Origin of the sequence: Halobacterium sp. BOL4-2 (assembly GCF_016917835.2) — an archaeon.
GTDB lineage: Archaea > Halobacteriota > Halobacteria > Halobacteriales > Halobacteriaceae > Halobacterium > Halobacterium salinarum.
This window is the reverse complement of record NZ_CP070335.2, coordinates 212546-228662: the sequence shown is the minus strand read 5'-3', so window position 1 is coordinate 228662 and position 16117 is coordinate 212546. Positions and strand designations below refer to the sequence as shown.

Genomic DNA, 16117 nt, shown 5'->3' with positions numbered 1-16117 from the left:
TGATATGTGGCGACTCGACCACGCGAAAGGGACGCCGGAGGCGTTGCGCGCGTTTGGCTAGGTATTTCTGGACGAGGTCGCTGCAACGAGTGTTTCGACGTCACCGATTGTGACGCCAGACGCGCGTACCACGTCCTCGACCGTCAGGAGACGAGCCAACCCATCTATACGCTCCGTGGCGAGGTCAATAAGTATCGCTCTCTCACACCGTATCCAGGATCACGTCCAGAAAGGGACCGTGTTCGAGTCTCGCCGGGCCGGCGGTGCGTATCGCTGGCGCGTGCTCTATCCCGACGACTACCCGATCGACGATGTGTACGACACGGTTGAATCCCACGTCTGAGACGGGGAACGGTGTCGGTATCATACGTGACCAGCGCGGCAACTGGAAGGCGACCGAGCGGGTTGCGACGGAGTTCTCGCCGGCGCACTGGCAGGTGCTAGACCCGTAGTCGCACACGGCTACTACGAACGGCCGCGGGAGGTCTCCGTAGCCGACCTGGCATCGATACTCGACGAGCCTCGCTCGACCGTCCAGTATCGGCTCCGGACCGCCAAAGACCATATGATGTCGCAGTTCGTTGCGCAGACGCTCTGAACGCGGCTGGCGACGCGGCCGGTGTCACGACCGACCCGTCGAAGCGGACACCCACCAAGGGGTGGAAGCCCAGGGGGTTGGGGCTGGCGTTAGCCCTCGTAGCCTTCGCCTTTGATTGGACCGCTGAACACGCCGTAGAGGAACTTGAAGTACCACAGGACCACTATCAGCACCGGGAGCCCAAGGACGGTCACGAGGTTCAGCGCCAGCGGCGACACGACTGCTTCCCTGACCAGCAGGCCAGTCGGTGGGTAGATGACCGGATACAGCAGGAGTGCGATCAGGACGGTCAACAGCGTGGGAAGCGCCAGCGCGCTCGCCAGCCAGGCCCGGTACTTGCCGCGCCTCGCCAGTAGACTCCCGCCCACGCCGGCGGCGACCGAGAGCGCGACGACTGCAGCCACGGGACCCGAGAGAATCGTGTCGGCGGCGCCGCCCGCGTCGGTCAGAACGACTGTCCCCAGCAGCACGACCACCCCCCCGAGGTACGCCACTGTCGCCCCGATCCCGTACGTACGCAGCTCCGCCGCCAGGTCGGGCCCGGTTTTGCTCGCGAGGAACGCTGCACCGGTGACGACCGAGACGGCGACCAGGCCGACGCCAGTCAGCACCACTGGCAGCGTGGCGCTGTCGAACAGCCAGCGGCCGGCGAGCATCCCGAGCAGCAGCGGCGCGAACACGCTGCCGCCGACGAAGGCGTAGTCGGCGTACCGCCGCCACTGGTCGTCGTCGCGCTGCTCGCGCAGTTCCGGACCAAGTCCGCGGAACAGCAGTGCGAGGACGAACCCGATTGTGAGCAAGTAGTTGTCCGCAAGCAGCTGAGAGTACACTCGCGGGAACGCCGCCAGCAGCATCGTCCCGAAGGCGACCAGCCACACCTCGTTGGCGTCCCAGACCGGTCCGAACCCCGCGAGGAACGTCTCCCGTTCGTGTTCGTCCGTTCGGGTGGCGTACAGCATCCCGATACCGAAGTCGAAGCCGTCAAGAACGACGTACATCCCCAGTGCGAACAGCACGACGCCGAACCATACCTCCGGCAGCGACTCAACGAGGTAGGCGTCGACGGGCAACAACGACTCAGTCATCGTCACTCACCCCGGGAATCGGGCCGTGCCAGCGGCCATCGCTGGACTCCCGGACGCCCAGCGCCTGGAGCTCCTCCCGGACCAGCCACTTCAGGATGTACAGGGCTGTTAGAATCAACCCCACGTAAACGACGACAAACCCAACCAGCGTTAGTGTCGCTTCCGTCCCGGTGAGCGTTGATGAGACCGCCTCGCTAGTCTTGAGTTCACCCTGGATAACCCACGGTTGCCGACCGATTTCGGTGACGTACCAACCAGTGAGAAGTGCGGCGTAGCCGAGTGGCGACGCTGCAATCATCGCCTTCAGGTAGCGTGTGTTGTCGGACAGCCGCTCCTTGTACGTGAGATAGCCGCCCCACAGCGCCAGTCCGATGAACAGGAACCCGAGCCCGATCATGAAGCGGAACGACCAAAACACAAGCGCGACGGGTGGATTGTCTTCGTACTCGTTCAATCCGATGACCTCGGCGTTGAAGTCCCCGCCACTGGCGAGGAACGACCCAACTGCGGGGAGACTCACCGTGACGAGGTTCTCGGCGCGCGGGTCGGTGAGTGCCGAGGCGGACTTCGGAAACGCGAGCAAGTGGAGGTCGGCCTGCCCCGTCTCGTAATGGGCCTCCATCGCGGCGAACTTCTGTGGCTGGGTGTCCTCCACGTGCCGGCCGTAGGCGTCGCCGTGAACTGCCTGGAAGGGCGCGGAGACGACCAGAAGCACGACAGCTAGTTTGAGAGCGGTGTTCCAGGCGTCGGTGTCGGGCTTCTTCCAGATTATGTACGCCGAGACGCCCGCGACCAGCAGCGCGACCGATATCACTGACGCGTTCATCATGTGGACGTACATCCAGGTCATTCGCGGGGTGAGGAACGCGGCGAACGGGTCGGTCAGCTTCGCGACCTCCATTCCGTTTCGGGTGATCATCTCGTATCCCCGCGGAGTCTGCATCCAGGCGTTAACGACCAGTATCCAGAATCCAGACAGCCAGGCTCCGACGCCAACGAGCACCGACGAGAGGACGTACGTTCTGTCTCGGACGCGGTCGCGACCGTACAGCAACACTCCGAGGAAGACGGCTTCGAGGAAGAACGCCATCTTCGCCTCGAAGGACAGTGGACCGCCGATCAGCTCGCCGGCCACTTCGGAGAACTGCGGGAAGTTCGTGCCGAACTGGAAGCTCATCGGAATCCCAGTGACCGTCCCCATCACGAAGCCGACAGCGAACACTTTCACCCAGAACGAGCGCAGCCGCGCGTACCGGTCGTCGTTCGTCCGGACGTCTTTCCAGGTGAAGTAGATGATAAACGGTGCGAGGCCGATAGAGAGGGACGCAAAGATGATGTGGACGGAAATTGTCCACCCGAACTGCATGCGACTGGCGAGTTCCGCAGACAGGAACGCCATTACCCCGGGGTCGAGGGTTGTCAGCACTGGAGTCGGGCTCATATATGTCGCTGCGGTCTATTGGATTATGAGTTGGTTCACGATTCCCACATTCGAGTACTGTACCAGACGAGTTTTATTTGTATAACCCTAATTTTCCTGCTCGCAGTCCAAAGGTATGTTTTCATACCGCGACCAGACTGCTTAACCGAACCAGGAACACGACTGGTCATCCGTCTTTAGCTAAGACGAGAACCGCGCGATAGCGGCGGCTTATTGAGGATACTTTTCGGGAGGAACGAGGAGGCAAGAGCTGTGTCCAACGGCGCCTCCTCATCGAGAATTATGCGTCGGCTCACTACACTGTTTCCCTCCGAGTTCCTCGAAGAGCACGCCGAGGAACTCGGCGTGGTTGAGCGTGAAGGGAAGCTACAGATCCCCGCCTTCGTGTGGGCATTCGTGTTCGGCTTCGCCGCAGGCGAGAGCCGAACACTCGCTGGGTTCAGACGCAGTTACAACTCGACAGCCGACGAGGCGATCTCTCCCGGTGGCTTCTATCATCGGTTGACGCCGACGACTACCATTGTACATCACGAATCTGCCGCGAGACGAGTTCGTGCCGGGGGCTCTATACCCTCGCAGAATCCGCAACTCGGCGTCTGCCCCCGATGTGGCGATCAGATCCACCACCGGCATGTCCTCGTCGAGTACGGGACCGGCGATGACGTCCGGTGCTGGACGGAATGCCCGGGCTGCGGCGGCGTTGTCGATCCGAACGCATGATCCGGCGACTCACCCGTATGTTCGGTCGGCCAGATACTGGCTTGTTTGTCGAATGCCGGCGTTGTGGAACGACGTTGGAGTCTGGGGACATCGAGCGCTGCTCTGAGAGGAGGTCGTCGACGTTCTTCGACTCGGGGATGTGGAGCGTCGGAGCGATTACGTCCTCTACGCCGAGATCGTCGTAAGTGTCGTAGTTCGAATTCTGCAGGTCACGGATGTCGAAGACGCCGATCACACTGTCCAACGACCTATTATAAACTGGTAGGTCCGCGTGACCACTTGAGATACACTTCTGAATCGCCTCCTCAACGGTCGCATCACCGGAGACAGCCGCTATATCGAGGCGAGGGGTCATCACCTCCTTGGCAGTGGCATCGGTGAATCGCAGGGCGCGTTGGAGCCGCTGGTGTTCCTCCTTGTCGAGGACGCCCTCGCGCTCGCCGGTCTGGATCATGTTCCGAATCTCGTCCCGACTGACGTAGGTCGACTCGATGGACGGGCTGCCGCCGGTAAGTCCGTTCACGACGCCCGTCAGGTAGTGGAATACGGTGATAAGCGGCCACAGTGGCGTCTCGATGATTTTTAGCCCCCGGGCGACACGCCGTGCGTGCAGTTCGGTGTTCTCGACGGCGTAGGACTGGGGTGCGCTCTCGCCGAACACCAGCACTATCGACGTGATGCCGAGTGACGAGTAACTGCCGTGCCTGCGTCGAAGTAGAAGCCGACGATCGTCGTCGAGATCGAGGACATCGTGATATTGACAATGTTGTTTCCCACGAGAATCGTCACGAGTAGGCGGGGGGGGGTCCTCCTTGAGGGACTTGACCGCCTGCGCACCGCGCAAGCCTTGCTCGACCATCGCGTCCACCTGGTGGGACGGCAGGGAGAATAGCGCGATCTCCGACGACGAGAAGAATCCCGACCCTACGATGAGGAGCAGAATCAAGCCGATTCCGATCCCGGTCACTGCCGTCTGTCCCAGTTCGACACCGATAACAGTAGTTGAAAACACGGTGATTCTATTCAGCAATGAACCCAGATAATCAGTCGATGTACGAGGTACCTAAACTACCCTCGTGAACGTCGGTGAGAACCCATAGAAATTCTGTTAATTACGCTTAGATCAGAAGGTCGTGTGGCCGTCTTATTCTGCATCGTTGATTTGCGATGTTGTGAATGATCACAGAATTGTACCAAAGCGTTATGAGTGAGTGTCTGAATAGGCCGGAATAATATGTCCGTATATCTCATTTCAGACACTCACTTTAACGATCCAGATATACTAGACAAATCTCCTCGAAATTTCGAAGATATATCCGAAATGAACCGCACTCTAATTCGGAACTGGACTAATACGGTTGACGAATCTGATTCCGTTTTGTTTGGTGGTGACCTTGCCCACTCCGATATAGATAAACAAGGGTTCTATCACTGGGCGTATAAAGTCAACAATATTGAGATAATCTTGAGAGGTAACCATGACCCATATAACCGTTCAGAACTGGACGATGCGACACTACCACTTATGGAATCATACGAGTTTTCTCACAGAGGTTTTAATTTCTATTGCAGTCACAAATACTCGGGTATTCCAGAAGAGTTCGATGGATGGCATATACATGGACACAACCATCACAAGCGGCCATTCCTTGAGATGGACACAAAACGAATCAATATCTCTGCCGACGTACTCGGGTATAAACCCGTATCTCTTGAAGAGTTGATTGACGCTATTGAGAATGGGGATGATATTCAGGAGCGATCTCAGCCAATCCTCTGAGCCTTTCAAGAGATGATTAGTTATTTCACTGGTGAGGCTGTATTTCCATTCAAAGATGTCGTTCCCATCAACAGAGGTCCGCCTTATTGCGACATTCAAGCAGGGCCTCAAACAGGCCGTCAGCGATATTGATGGTTACAGTTGGGACGACGTTGATTCTATTACCGAGCAGAAGCTCCTCTTGATGGCAATTCGAGACCACGACTTGGACAGCGAGGTAACGATACAGTGGTACGCCGATGGAGACATGCTCCCCGAGCTTGACCACGGAATTGAGAACGCCGGTGAACTCGCTATTCGTGATGAGGAGGGGCCTTACCCGGCTGTCCAACAGGTCGCTGAGTATTATATCGCGACGGAAGAAAATTCGGAAAGTCTTCCAACAGAGATGTCGATTACGGAGGTCATCAACGCCGAAACGTTCAGTTGGCTCCGTGAGTATTACGACCAGCGTGACGGCCCGTTCCAGGATCTATATTTAGCCAACATAGATACTCACCTCCACCTCTACCAATGTGCAAAAGCATGCGACCCGGAAGCGGCAGTTGAGGACTTCCCTGAGAATCTCATCCAACCGCTATCTGAACGGACAAGCGAGATGAAGCGAGAGCTACTTCGTTTCCAAGTCTTCGCAGGTTTAGAGTCGTATGTTACCCAGTTTACCAAGGTGGCTGAGACAGTACTGGACGAATGCGCTAATCGAGGGGTAGCAGAAATGGATCAGGAGCAGCGTTCTGAATACCAGAAGCTCCTTCAACATTTAGATACCTTTTATTACCATGGTCTCTGGAAGCAAATCACTCGTCTAATCGCAGTCCATACTGTTAGCGGTCCTGAGGACTACTTCGAGCGAGCAGCCAATTGGGGCCGTGTCGAAAAGACAAAGGAAAAATTCGTTGAGGTCTTCAGTGAGTTTGCAGAAACAGCATCTGAATACGATATTGATGTGGATATCAAGGAAGATCAGCTTCCGGAGGTATGGATCAACCGAGAATCGATAACCAAAGAAGAGTTTCTGGACTGGGAATTAGGTCAATCACTGCCCAAAGATGCTGTATCATCGGTACCTGAGGACGATCCTGTTTATGACTTAGTGGGTTAAACTGGATGTCCGAAATTTCGGAATTACGAGATCCACATCTAGGAGATTTTATCCAACCGTCTAAAAACGGATCCATTGGAATCCCGAGTACTGACATTTTTGTGGGAAAGCGGTTTTTAGAGGGGATCTTCCATACCGATACAGAATATTTGGATGAAGAAACAACGATTAAACATAAATATGCTCATTTCCTGTTGGAGTGTGTGGTTGGTGACGGGTCTCCCTTCGCAACGATTCATACGACAAGAGAAACTTTGAACATCGCTATCACAAGTCTAGGCCACGGGAATGGCGATCGTAGTGGAGCCGATAACTACTTGGAAAAAGTATGTGAGAGCGAAGTGTTTGAAATTCACCATTGTTCTTCTGCAGAATATGATTTGGTGGTGAATGACTTTTTGGAATATCAACCCCGTGAAATTAGTATTCAAGAAGCAATTCTCGCAAACATAGCGAGATTACTTGATATACCACATATTGCGACTTGGGATTCGGATTTCACTCGATATAATGATGAGATCAGTCTCTATCCCCGTAACTATTGGTAATCGAGAGTGAACGCCACCATTTTTGAATTCGAAATTTCAAGTCTCCCTCAAAGGATCACAGAAGAATTAGTCGGCTCCTGAAGATAGCCAATCAGCATCGGCTATATCTCCAAATACCTGCTTGGTCTCTGGTGGTTCGGTCGGAAGCCGAAGGTCGCGCGGGTCGTCCTCGATGGCCTGCATCAGCTCACCAGCGGTCAGTTGCTTCCCCTTACTCAGGGCTTCACCCGTCTCCTCAGCGCGGAGGATATTCGCCACCGTCCAAATGTTGAAGAGGTGCGCCGCGAGGTTGAAATAAAACGCCCGAAACGCCGGGTTTCGAGACCCGCACTTGGCGAGGAGCTCCTCCTTGATCACGCGGAAGTCCGTCTCGATACCCCACCGACGCCGGTACGCCTCTCCCAACTCTTCCGGTGGGACCTCTTCGGGATACAGGTTCGTGTAGTCGTCTATCGGCTCATCAGCGTCTGACTTCCGCAGTTTCACCGTCTTGTCCGACTTCAGGCCGACCGCGTAGTAGCTGTCTTCGTCGAGGGAGCCGACGTCGTAGGGGTAGTACGACGACCGGAGATCGGCCCACGCCATCCCGTTCAGGAAGTGTTTGACCGTCTTCCCCGACTTACGCCCCTGCATCACGAGTTCCAGGCCCTGCTCGGTGATAGTCGAGATAGTGTCCGAGTTGTAGAACTCCGTTCCCGCGTCAAGGTAGACGCGGCCGATATTCAGGTGCTGTCTGGCCAACCGGAGCATCCGACGGATGTACTCTGGCGTCTTGCTCTTGTCTTTGACCGGGAGCACGACCAGAATCAGCGGCGTGTCGGTCCCGACAAGAGCGAGCGTGATGTACTTCCACGCCCACGAGTAGTTCCGTCCCGGCTTCGTCCCACGAATGAACTCGTTGCTTTCGTTGTCGCCGTAGAACGGCCAGTCCGTGATGTCGATAGCCACCTCCGCGCTGTCGGGAAAGTAGTCGTGCCTGGCAGCGATCTCGAACAGTTCATCGTTCGCCTCACGGAACATCCGCAAGACGGACTCCCGTGACGACTTGCGAAGGTGGTGCGTGAGGTTCTGCCCCGTCGGGATGTCGCCGTCGTCGTAGAACGGCTTGTACTTGAGGTTCTTCGCGGCGTCGTTGACGAACCCGTTCCCGTTCGCGGCGGCGATGAGCACTCGGAGCGACGCGTCCTTCGTCACCTCGGTACTGCTGTCGCGCTTCAGTCGGAGGTACTTGAACGTCTTCGAGCGAAGCTCCCGAGCGATCACCTGAACCGGCGGGAAGCCCTCACCGTCAGTGACTATCGTGTCCGGTGTCGGGTCCCGAAACCAGTGTTCGAGCTTCGTGTCCTGCAAGCGCCGGACCAGGGTTTCAGTCTCACTCGCGTAGTAGTGCCGCGTCTCGTCGTCTATCCGTCCCGGCATCCTGTTCAGCGTCGGCTGACTCACCGAATTCTCGATGCCCAACGACTCCCGGATGTCAGGATTCTTGATGGCACGAGCGACGCCCGACTGGTTGAGCGCCGAGAGGTCGAAGAACAGATACAGCCGTGTTGCGTCCTCGCCGTCCAGATTCTCCGTGAGGTCCTCGTTTTTCCCTTTCGACCAGTAGTAGTGCCGAAGCTGGATCTTCCCGAGGGCCTTTGCGAGTCGATGTTCGGGCGTCTCAAGTTCGTCGTACCGATCTCGTTCGACCGACCAACGGTAGACGCGGTAGACCTCTGATTTGATGGCTTCCCACAGCGGCGGCGTGATGTTGTTGGCCGGATTCCGGCTCAGGAGACCCGTGTAGGCCCACGGATCATCCCGTGGGTCGTCGGGTAGCTTCCTCTCGGCTTCTCTGTACCGGCTTGAAATCTTCGCCTTCTGCTGCCGTCGCTCATGGATTTCACCCTTTGACTCAGGGTCGCGGTCAGTGTCCTCGTCTTTCTCCTTTGCCATCCTATGGAATCCTCCGTCTCACTCCTGCTCGGCTGACCAAACCAGAGAATTACCGACTTTCTTCTTCGAAACACGTCCCTCGTCCAGAAGGCTCCGAAGGCGATAATCCGCACTCTGACGGGCGATTCCGAGCTCGTCAGCCACTTCCTTCGTACCCGCAGGCTCGTGAGTACGCACAGCCTCAAGCACCTCCTCATCGGTGTGTTCGGGCTCGAATCGACCGCCTTCGTTCCTTTCGCGGTCTTCGTCCATTACTCTCTAAGTTGCAGGTATTTCGCTTCAACCTTCTGCTCGTGGGCAGAAGGCATAACACTTATTACGGTATGCTATGTAGCAGAAGGTGAGAAGGAAGCCCGGCCCCTCGGGGCGTGACTGTCGTAGGAAATGCCCGCGTGCTTGGAACACGCGGGTCGGGTTCCCCAAGGCGATTGAAGAACCCATGTCAATGAAGACATCCGCCGGACTTCAGGATTCCGGCACGGAAGCCGAATCGGGCGAGAAAAATACAGCGGTGCGGCTAAATAAAGAAATTATATTACCAACAACTGATAACTGGCACAGTGTACTGTAAGAAACCGCTCCCAGACGGTGTCGTGAGTAGGGCCCACATGCGACCGCCTAATGCGTGAGCAGAAAAGTAATCCCAGGTAACGGAGTACGGATTCCTTGAGTTACACCCAGATGAAGTGCTGAACAGGAGAATGTTTTTTGAGTGATACTGATTGTGTATTCTATGACAGAAGCAGGTTCTACAGGAGTGCCTTGTAGACGATCAAGCGGTGGATAGCTTTCAACCAGTGTATCACATCGCAACTCCTGACCGGTAACTTCGCATACCTACCTAACAGCCGTTTCATCATCCTCTGCTTGAACGAAACCTCGAAGAAGCTATTGCAGTTCTTCGACGAGCGCAGCCACCGTCTGATCAACGGGATCGCTGGCAAGACGGCCTTGCCAGAAGTCGATGTCTTCGTGCTCGATTGATTGGACTCCCCACGGAACAATTCGACTTTCATCCGGGATTCCACCACGACGCCAACTCTCCGCTGGAATCTCGATTAGTCCGTCCATCCATGATTTTGTTGTGAGCGTCACCGCGATATACTGCTCGCCGTGGAACGGACGCCCGTCGTGGTTCGAGAGAATGAGCCAGGGACGAGCATCCTCCTCGCTTTTGAACGGATCATCTCCGTAGACGACGTCGCCACGCTCGAAAATGGGGGTCTCTTCGTTGGTCACTGTTCGTCCTCGATGCTCGGGTGCGGCTCACTTGGTGCGTGTTCACGCCAGGACTCCTCATCCTCTGTACCGAGTTGCTCGTTAAACAGCGCGGTCGCTCGTTCGTAGCCGCTGTACCCATCGAGACGTTCCTCGTCGTCGGTCACCGCCCAATACGTTGCCTTGTGTTCAACGAGGTCTCGGTTCTTCAACCGTGAGAGTGCCGTGCTGACTGCACTCTCGTCGACGCCGATTTGGGACGCTATTTCGCGCGCCTTGAATGCGCGATCCTCGTTGGCAGCGAGAAACCCGATGACTTGATCGGGGACAGAGAGGTCCGTGAGTTCGTCCTCGTTCCTGTTTTCGAAAGTATCTCGGTCGATGGACATCGTTGAGCAGAGATACATCATCCACTGCAAAGAGTGTTAGGAGTGAAAGCTACGAAAATATTGAAGGATATTTCGTCCATCCCACAAATCGGTTCGAGAACCGTATGCATTGAGACGAGCAGTCTCAACTACAGTTAGAAACCTTATTTCTGAAGTCATGAGGGTGATAGCGAGCCATAACTGTTCTAATCCACCAGCCCCCGGCTATACGTAGTCACTGAACCAGTCCGGCGCACCCGTATACTCAGCCCAGCAGTGCTTATACCAGGGTTCACCGCGAGGACGGAGATATCGCTTCATCGAAATCGACCTGATCGCCGCAGAGATCACACTCCACATTCTACATCCAAATCCGATGCTGTATGGCGATTCACCAAAGCTAAGTAACTCAATAGAGTTATTCCATTATGCCGACGTGTTGACCAGCAGATTTATTCAGCGTGCGACAAAATGACCTTGCAGCGAAATGGTACGTCTCTTACATACTAGTGATACGCATCTGGGATATCGACAATATCATTTGGATGAGCGTCGCCAAGATTTCGCTGACGCATTTGCAGAGGTCGTATCAGCTGGAATTCAGCACGACGTTGACGCCGTTGTTCACGCCGGCGATTTATTCCATACTAGTCGACCTGGCATCACACCACTTCAAACGGTTATAACTGAACTCCAACGCCTACAGGATGCAGGTATTCCGTTTCTACTGATCGTTGGGAATCACGAACGAACTCATGACCGGAATTGGGTTGAGTTACTCCAAGAAATCGGGCTAGCCACTCGATTAGATGCAACCGGAACTCGAGTAGCCGATACGACGATCTACGGTTTAGACCACGTCCCACCCGGGCAGCGAGATCGACTTGACTATCACTTCGAAGCTGCTGAAACTGACAGCGCCATCCTCGTTGGCCACGGTCTATTCAAACCATTCGGACACGGCGACTGGAGTACACAACGAATCTTAGCAAAAAGCCCGGTTGATTTCGACCTCATGCTTGTCGGCGATGACCATGGAGCTGATTATCGGCTCGTCAGTAGTGGTCGTTCCGAGAACAACTCCGACTCAGCGGATTCAGATAGCACACCTGAAAGTGACCAAGCAACAACGGCCTCACCAAGCTCAAAGCGTATCCCACTCAGTTATGCTGGTTCCACTGAGCGGACAATGGCAGACCAGCGCGACCCCCGGACATATTCGCTCATAACTGTCCCGCTCAACGGTGCTGTCGATCCTGAAGAGCACATCGACCGTCAAGTCATCGAAAACGCCCGCGAATTCGTCTATATTGATGTGCCACTACATCGCGGCGAGGGTATCGAAACCGTCGAACAAACCATTAGAGAGGAAGTCGACTCGGTGGATGACTCTGTGCTGAAAGTGACGCTAATGGCTGCTGAAGATGAGTCGGCAGTTTCTGCACCATCGCCAGAAGGTGATAATAACGGGGGTGAACCTGGTCGTGTTGTCCACGAACGGGTTCCAGTCGGCCCAATCGAGAATTTAGGTGCCGAACTCGGAGCGTTGGTTACACGAGTCAGCGATCGTCGAGATCTGCTTGAGGACGAACGAGAATACCAAGCAGTCGAATTCGCAGATGTTGATGCCGCTGTCGAAGAACGCCGTGAAGACATCGTCGTCACAGAGACAGCAGACCTGTTCCTCGAAATGGCGATGAATACTGACCAAACTGCAGACAGCAACATCACTGACAAAGCCCAAGAAACTGTTACAACAGTCCTTGAGCGCGAGTCACCCGACGCACTCCACGTTGACAGGACTGATGCTCCCGATACCAGTAGCGGGGGTGGGACGGCAGACACAGCCCATGAATCAGTACCGACTGCTGTTGGCGATGATGACGAAGTCGATAACGAGGAACTCCTAGAGAACGCACTTGAGGAGATCAACGACTGAACATTACTAGCTAACGCTACTACTTCACTAAGTCATGCAATTTCAACGAATCCACGTTCAAAACTGGCGGTGTTTCACAGATGAATCAGTGCGTTTCGAGGATGGTGTCACTGTCCTGTATGGGAACAACGGGTCGGGGAAATCTTCATTATTGGAAGCCGCGTTCTTTGCCCTGTACGGTAGTGACGCGTTAGATAGTGGTATCACCATGGACGATGTGGTGACAGCCGATGAGGATACTGCTGAAGTAAAACTGTCCTTTGCCCATCGAGATGAGTCCTACGAGGTCACCCGAGAAATCCGTGTTCGAGGAGAGACGTATCAAGAGGCAGATCTTACCACACCACCGGGCCAACCAGACCTTGATCAAATCGGTGCTATCGATAATCTAATTGAACAAGAACTCCGGTTAAACGCTGAGGATTTCCTCAATAGCGCGTACGTGCAACAAGGTGACGTTTCTCGGCTTATCGACGCCACGCCGAAACAACGCCAGCGAATCATCGACAACCTGCTCCAGATGAGCAAATTGGAGCGGTATCGAGCTCGCTTGGATAGCATCGGAACTGGCGTCGGTCGCGTTGCTGATACGAAAGAACATCAAGTCAAGGAACTCACGACGCAGATCGAGGAATATAACGAACCTCGAATTCAGTCCAGAAAACAGCAACTGCACGGGTTTGAATCTGTACTTGGAGATAGGCGCGACGACATCACGGCAGATATTGAGGAACTAGAAGGTGAGAAAGCAGACGCCGAGGAGGTTGTCGACGCACAAGAAGACGCACAGGAGACAGTCAAAGAAACCAGAGACACTGCAGCGACACACATGGAGGACTTGGCGAGTTCTGTTTCCAAGCATCAATCGCTACAAAATAAGTACAACAACGCCGAGTCTAACGTCACGCAGCACCAGGACAAATTGACCTCGCTCTTTGCAGCCGGAACCGGTGATCTCACCCCGGACTTCGGTGCTGTCGACGACATCGTTACAGAGGTGACGGAGAACGCTGATGCTGCCGTCAAAAATGAAGTAGCGGACGCGACAGTGGATGGACGCTTACAACAACCAGACACTGGCCCTCGTGAGATAGCAGCCTCTCTTGTGCCGGAATCAAACGACAGGCCGGCGAACGAAGTAGCGGCGACAGCTGATGATATCTTGACAGAGATTCCAACAGCAACCGCACCCCTGACCCCTGCAGTGACGGGCGAGACAGAAGACACCGATTCCGATACGATTGGTACAACGGATACCGTCGATAAAACGGCCGTTGACCCACTGGCTAACCCGACTGTAGACATCGACGTCTCGTTAATTCGAGTTCCGACACCGGGTCTTGACATGGACGCGGAGTCACTTGAACTGAGCTTTGCGGAGGACGCTCAAGACCAGACCAGAGATCTCGTGAAAAACATTCGAAAGCGACTGCAAGCGCTTGAAACCGCAGCGGAGGAAGCCCGCAGTGAAGCAGACCGTCTCGAACAAGATACCCAACAACACAACCGGGCAGTTGACACAGCACTTGATGACGCCGCTACAACCCTAGCCGACATTGCAAATATTCGTCAAGGTCGCAGTGAATTATCTGATAAGCGAGACCAACTGCAGGCTAACATCGACGACTCACAGTTCACCATAGCCACCGCAGATGAGACCCCAGACACTGCCCTTGAAGCCCTAACCGAACGCATAGAACACAGAATTGAGCGGCTCCAAGCAGAACAAGACCACTACCGCGATGAGGCAACGCGACTAAGCGAACGAATCGAACAAGCGGACCAGTTACTCGACGAGAGCAACTGCCCCGAGTGCGGCCGTTCAGTTGACGGTGCGCCAAACGTCGAACACCGCGACCAATGGGAAGACGAACGTGACTCCGCCAAACAACTGGTCAAGTCACTTGACGACAACATCACAGAATTAGAACAAGAAAAAGAGCAAGCAACTGACTTCCTTGCGACAGCTCAAGACCTGTACGGGGATGAGCTCACCGTCACCGTTGCAGACACGGACACGACCGCCAACGCAATCCAAGTAGACCCAAGCACCGATCTCACCCCGCTGCACGAAGACGCAGCTGAACATCACCTCAATGCCAGAGAGGCACGTCACGCAGCCCACGAAACGAGATTCAAAGCCGTCGTGCAACATCTCACAGCAACGATTCTCACCCGGGCAGCGGAACGCACTCTTGCACACCTTACCCGCGCCCTTGCGCGAAAAGACGTACTGAGTCAGATTGAAGCGGCAGTCGACAAACGAACCAACGCCGAGCGCGATCTCGAACTCGCCAAAACCCAACTCGAAACGCAAGCAACCACTGTCACCGACACGCATACTGACCTACAAGAGGCAATTAGAGCGTACTCCGACGCAACGAATTCGTTCAACCCGGAGAAGCTCCAAGAAGCTGAAGACACTGTCGCGAAAATCACAGATGAACTCGAAACGCTTGAGACAGAGCTTAAAGGCTTACGAGCCACAGAGCGGGCTGTTAGTGAGCACCTCGGTGACCTCGGTCAACAACTCAAGAAACTGAACGAGTTCCGGGATACACGCGACACACGGCAACGCGAAGCGACCGCCGTCAAAGCGCTCAATAGCCAAGTTAGTGAGCTGGAAGAAATGTTCGTCAACCTTCGAGCGGATCTGCGGGAACAAAACGTTCACCGCCTTGAAGACTTACTCCAAGAAATGTTCGACACGCTGTACCGTAATGACGCATACGCCAACATTAAACTGGATGGAGACTACGACGCTACACTCATCGAGAAGGGCGGCGGCGAACTCCCACCAACGAAGCTCTCCGGCGGCGAGTCCGCCGTGTTCAATCTCACGCTCCGCGGTGCAATTTACCGGCTCCTGACTGAAGGCTTCGAAGACGATGTCCCAATGCCGCCCCTCATCCTCGACGAACCAACAGCGCACCTCGACGAGGGGCACGTTGACCGTCTTAACGACGTCGTTGAAGCGATGCGCACAGCCGGCGTCAAACAAACTATCGTCGTCAGCCACGATGAAGGCCTGATAGACAGTGCCGATTACCGAATCCACGTCAGCCAACAACAAGGGACGAACCGATCCGTCGCTGAACCAGAAACCGCACTACCAGTTGACCTACAGAATAGACCGAAGTCGTCGAATTAGCATTCATCTCAGCGATCGTCGCCGCGGCTGGCATCGTCATCTGGGGCGCCCTCGGTATGACCGCATACTTCCTCCCGCGAATCGCCGCTAACCGGACGCAGTCGTGGTGAAGGGTAGCCGGATAGCATACTAATGGCGTTCTTTTATTCCAAATGGTTCCACCATGTCACTCCCGTCTGGCGGTCTCTACGACCCAGTTCGACACCGGTTATCATATTAGTATTAGATGACT

11 protein-coding genes and 3 pseudogenes are annotated in these 16117 nt (G+C 55.1%); 7 read left to right on the top strand and 7 right to left on the bottom strand.

What is annotated here, in order from left to right; genetic code table 11:
• Position 1: 1 nt before the first annotated feature.
• Positions 2-598: pseudogene (locus tag JRZ79_RS26230) on the top strand (helix-turn-helix domain-containing protein); the annotation flags it as partial.
• A gap of 89 nt (positions 599-687) precedes the next feature.
• Here the strand turns inward: JRZ79_RS26230 and JRZ79_RS25380 are convergent.
• On the bottom strand, positions 688-1683 hold the full coding sequence (locus JRZ79_RS25380; protein ID WP_136361715.1) for a cytochrome d ubiquinol oxidase subunit II: 996 nt from the start codon (positions 1681-1683) through the stop codon (positions 688-690).
• A complete protein-coding gene (locus JRZ79_RS25375; protein ID WP_136361714.1) occupies positions 1676-3124 on the bottom strand; it encodes a cytochrome ubiquinol oxidase subunit I in 1449 nt (482 codons plus the stop codon). The genes JRZ79_RS25380 and JRZ79_RS25375 overlap by 8 nt, the downstream gene beginning before the upstream one ends.
• A gap of 282 nt (positions 3125-3406) precedes the next feature.
• On the opposite strand from JRZ79_RS25375, the pseudogene JRZ79_RS25370 reads away from it, so the two are divergent.
• Positions 3407-3637: pseudogene (locus JRZ79_RS25370) on the top strand (IS4 family transposase); the annotation flags it as partial.
• A 301-nt stretch (positions 3638-3938) separates the two neighbouring features.
• Here the strand turns inward: JRZ79_RS25370 and JRZ79_RS25365 are convergent.
• Positions 3939-4862: pseudogene (locus JRZ79_RS25365) on the bottom strand (hemolysin family protein); the annotation flags it as partial.
• A 216-nt stretch (positions 4863-5078) separates the two neighbouring features.
• Here JRZ79_RS25365 and JRZ79_RS25360 point away from each other — a divergent pair.
• Genes JRZ79_RS25360 through JRZ79_RS25350 form a run of 3 tightly spaced genes read left to right on the top strand, consistent with a single transcriptional unit; the run spans position 5079 to position 7274 of the window.
• Positions 5079-5624, top strand: coding sequence for a metallophosphoesterase (locus JRZ79_RS25360; RefSeq protein ID WP_136361712.1), 546 nt, complete (start codon positions 5079-5081; stop codon positions 5622-5624).
• A 55-nt stretch (positions 5625-5679) separates the two neighbouring features.
• Complete coding sequence (locus tag JRZ79_RS25355; RefSeq protein WP_136361711.1) at positions 5680-6726, top strand: hypothetical protein; 1047 nt, start codon at positions 5680-5682, stop codon at positions 6724-6726.
• A gap of 5 nt (positions 6727-6731) precedes the next feature.
• Positions 6732-7274 carry a hypothetical protein gene (locus JRZ79_RS25350; RefSeq protein ID WP_136361710.1) on the top strand — a complete coding sequence of 181 codons (543 nt, stop codon included), beginning with the start codon at positions 6732-6734 and terminating at the stop codon, positions 7272-7274.
• A gap of 66 nt (positions 7275-7340) precedes the next feature.
• Here JRZ79_RS25350 and JRZ79_RS25345 read toward each other — a convergent pair whose 3' ends face one another.
• The 4 genes from JRZ79_RS25345 to JRZ79_RS25330 form a co-directional block, all read right to left on the bottom strand.
• A complete protein-coding gene (locus tag JRZ79_RS25345; RefSeq protein WP_136361709.1) occupies positions 7341-9209 on the bottom strand; it encodes a transposase in 1869 nt (622 codons plus the stop codon).
• A gap of 18 nt (positions 9210-9227) precedes the next feature.
• Positions 9228-9461, bottom strand: a complete 234-nt coding sequence (locus tag JRZ79_RS25340) for a FaeA/PapI family transcriptional regulator (RefSeq protein ID WP_136361708.1) — start codon at positions 9459-9461, stop codon at positions 9228-9230.
• Between the two features lie 636 nt (positions 9462-10097).
• Positions 10098-10448, bottom strand: a complete 351-nt coding sequence (locus JRZ79_RS25335; protein WP_136361707.1) for a type II toxin-antitoxin system PemK/MazF family toxin — start codon at positions 10446-10448, stop codon at positions 10098-10100.
• Positions 10445-10816 (bottom strand): helix-turn-helix domain-containing protein, encoded by a 372-nt coding sequence (locus JRZ79_RS25330; RefSeq protein ID WP_136361730.1) that lies wholly within the window; start codon positions 10814-10816, stop codon positions 10445-10447. Before JRZ79_RS25330 ends, JRZ79_RS25335 begins: the two co-directional genes overlap by 4 nt.
• A 466-nt stretch (positions 10817-11282) precedes the next feature.
• Between JRZ79_RS25330 and JRZ79_RS25325 the strand changes: the two genes are divergently transcribed.
• Positions 11283-12734: a metallophosphoesterase gene (locus JRZ79_RS25325; RefSeq protein ID WP_136361706.1), complete on the top strand. Its 1452-nt coding sequence runs from the start codon at positions 11283-11285 to the stop codon at positions 12732-12734.
• 88 nt (positions 12735-12822) lie between these two features.
• Positions 12823-15885, top strand: coding sequence for an AAA family ATPase (locus tag JRZ79_RS25320; RefSeq protein ID WP_229373319.1), 3063 nt, complete (start codon positions 12823-12825; stop codon positions 15883-15885).
• Positions 15886-16117: the final 232 nt, after the last annotated feature.

Bases quoted from the DNA above. Each gene is read 5' to 3' on its own strand.
- JRZ79_RS25380 (WP_136361715.1), bottom strand. From the start codon at position 1,683: ATGACTGAGTCGTTGTTGCCCGTCGACGCCTACCTCGTTGAGTCGCTG.
- JRZ79_RS25375 (WP_136361714.1), bottom strand. From the start codon at position 3,124: ATGAGCCCGACTCCAGTGCTGACAACCCTCGACCCCGGGGTAATGGCG.
- JRZ79_RS25360 (WP_136361712.1), top strand. From the start codon at position 5,079: ATGTCCGTATATCTCATTTCAGACACTCACTTTAACGATCCAGATATA.
- JRZ79_RS25355 (WP_136361711.1), top strand. From the start codon at position 5,680: ATGTCGTTCCCATCAACAGAGGTCCGCCTTATTGCGACATTCAAGCAG.
- JRZ79_RS25350 (WP_136361710.1), top strand. From the start codon at position 6,732: ATGTCCGAAATTTCGGAATTACGAGATCCACATCTAGGAGATTTTATC.
- JRZ79_RS25345 (WP_136361709.1), bottom strand. From the start codon at position 9,209: ATGGCAAAGGAGAAAGACGAGGACACTGACCGCGACCCTGAGTCAAAG.
- JRZ79_RS25340 (WP_136361708.1), bottom strand. From the start codon at position 9,461: ATGGACGAAGACCGCGAAAGGAACGAAGGCGGTCGATTCGAGCCCGAA.
- JRZ79_RS25330 (WP_136361730.1), bottom strand. From the start codon at position 10,816: ATGTCCATCGACCGAGATACTTTCGAAAACAGGAACGAGGACGAACTC.
- JRZ79_RS25325 (WP_136361706.1), top strand. From the start codon at position 11,283: ATGGTACGTCTCTTACATACTAGTGATACGCATCTGGGATATCGACAA.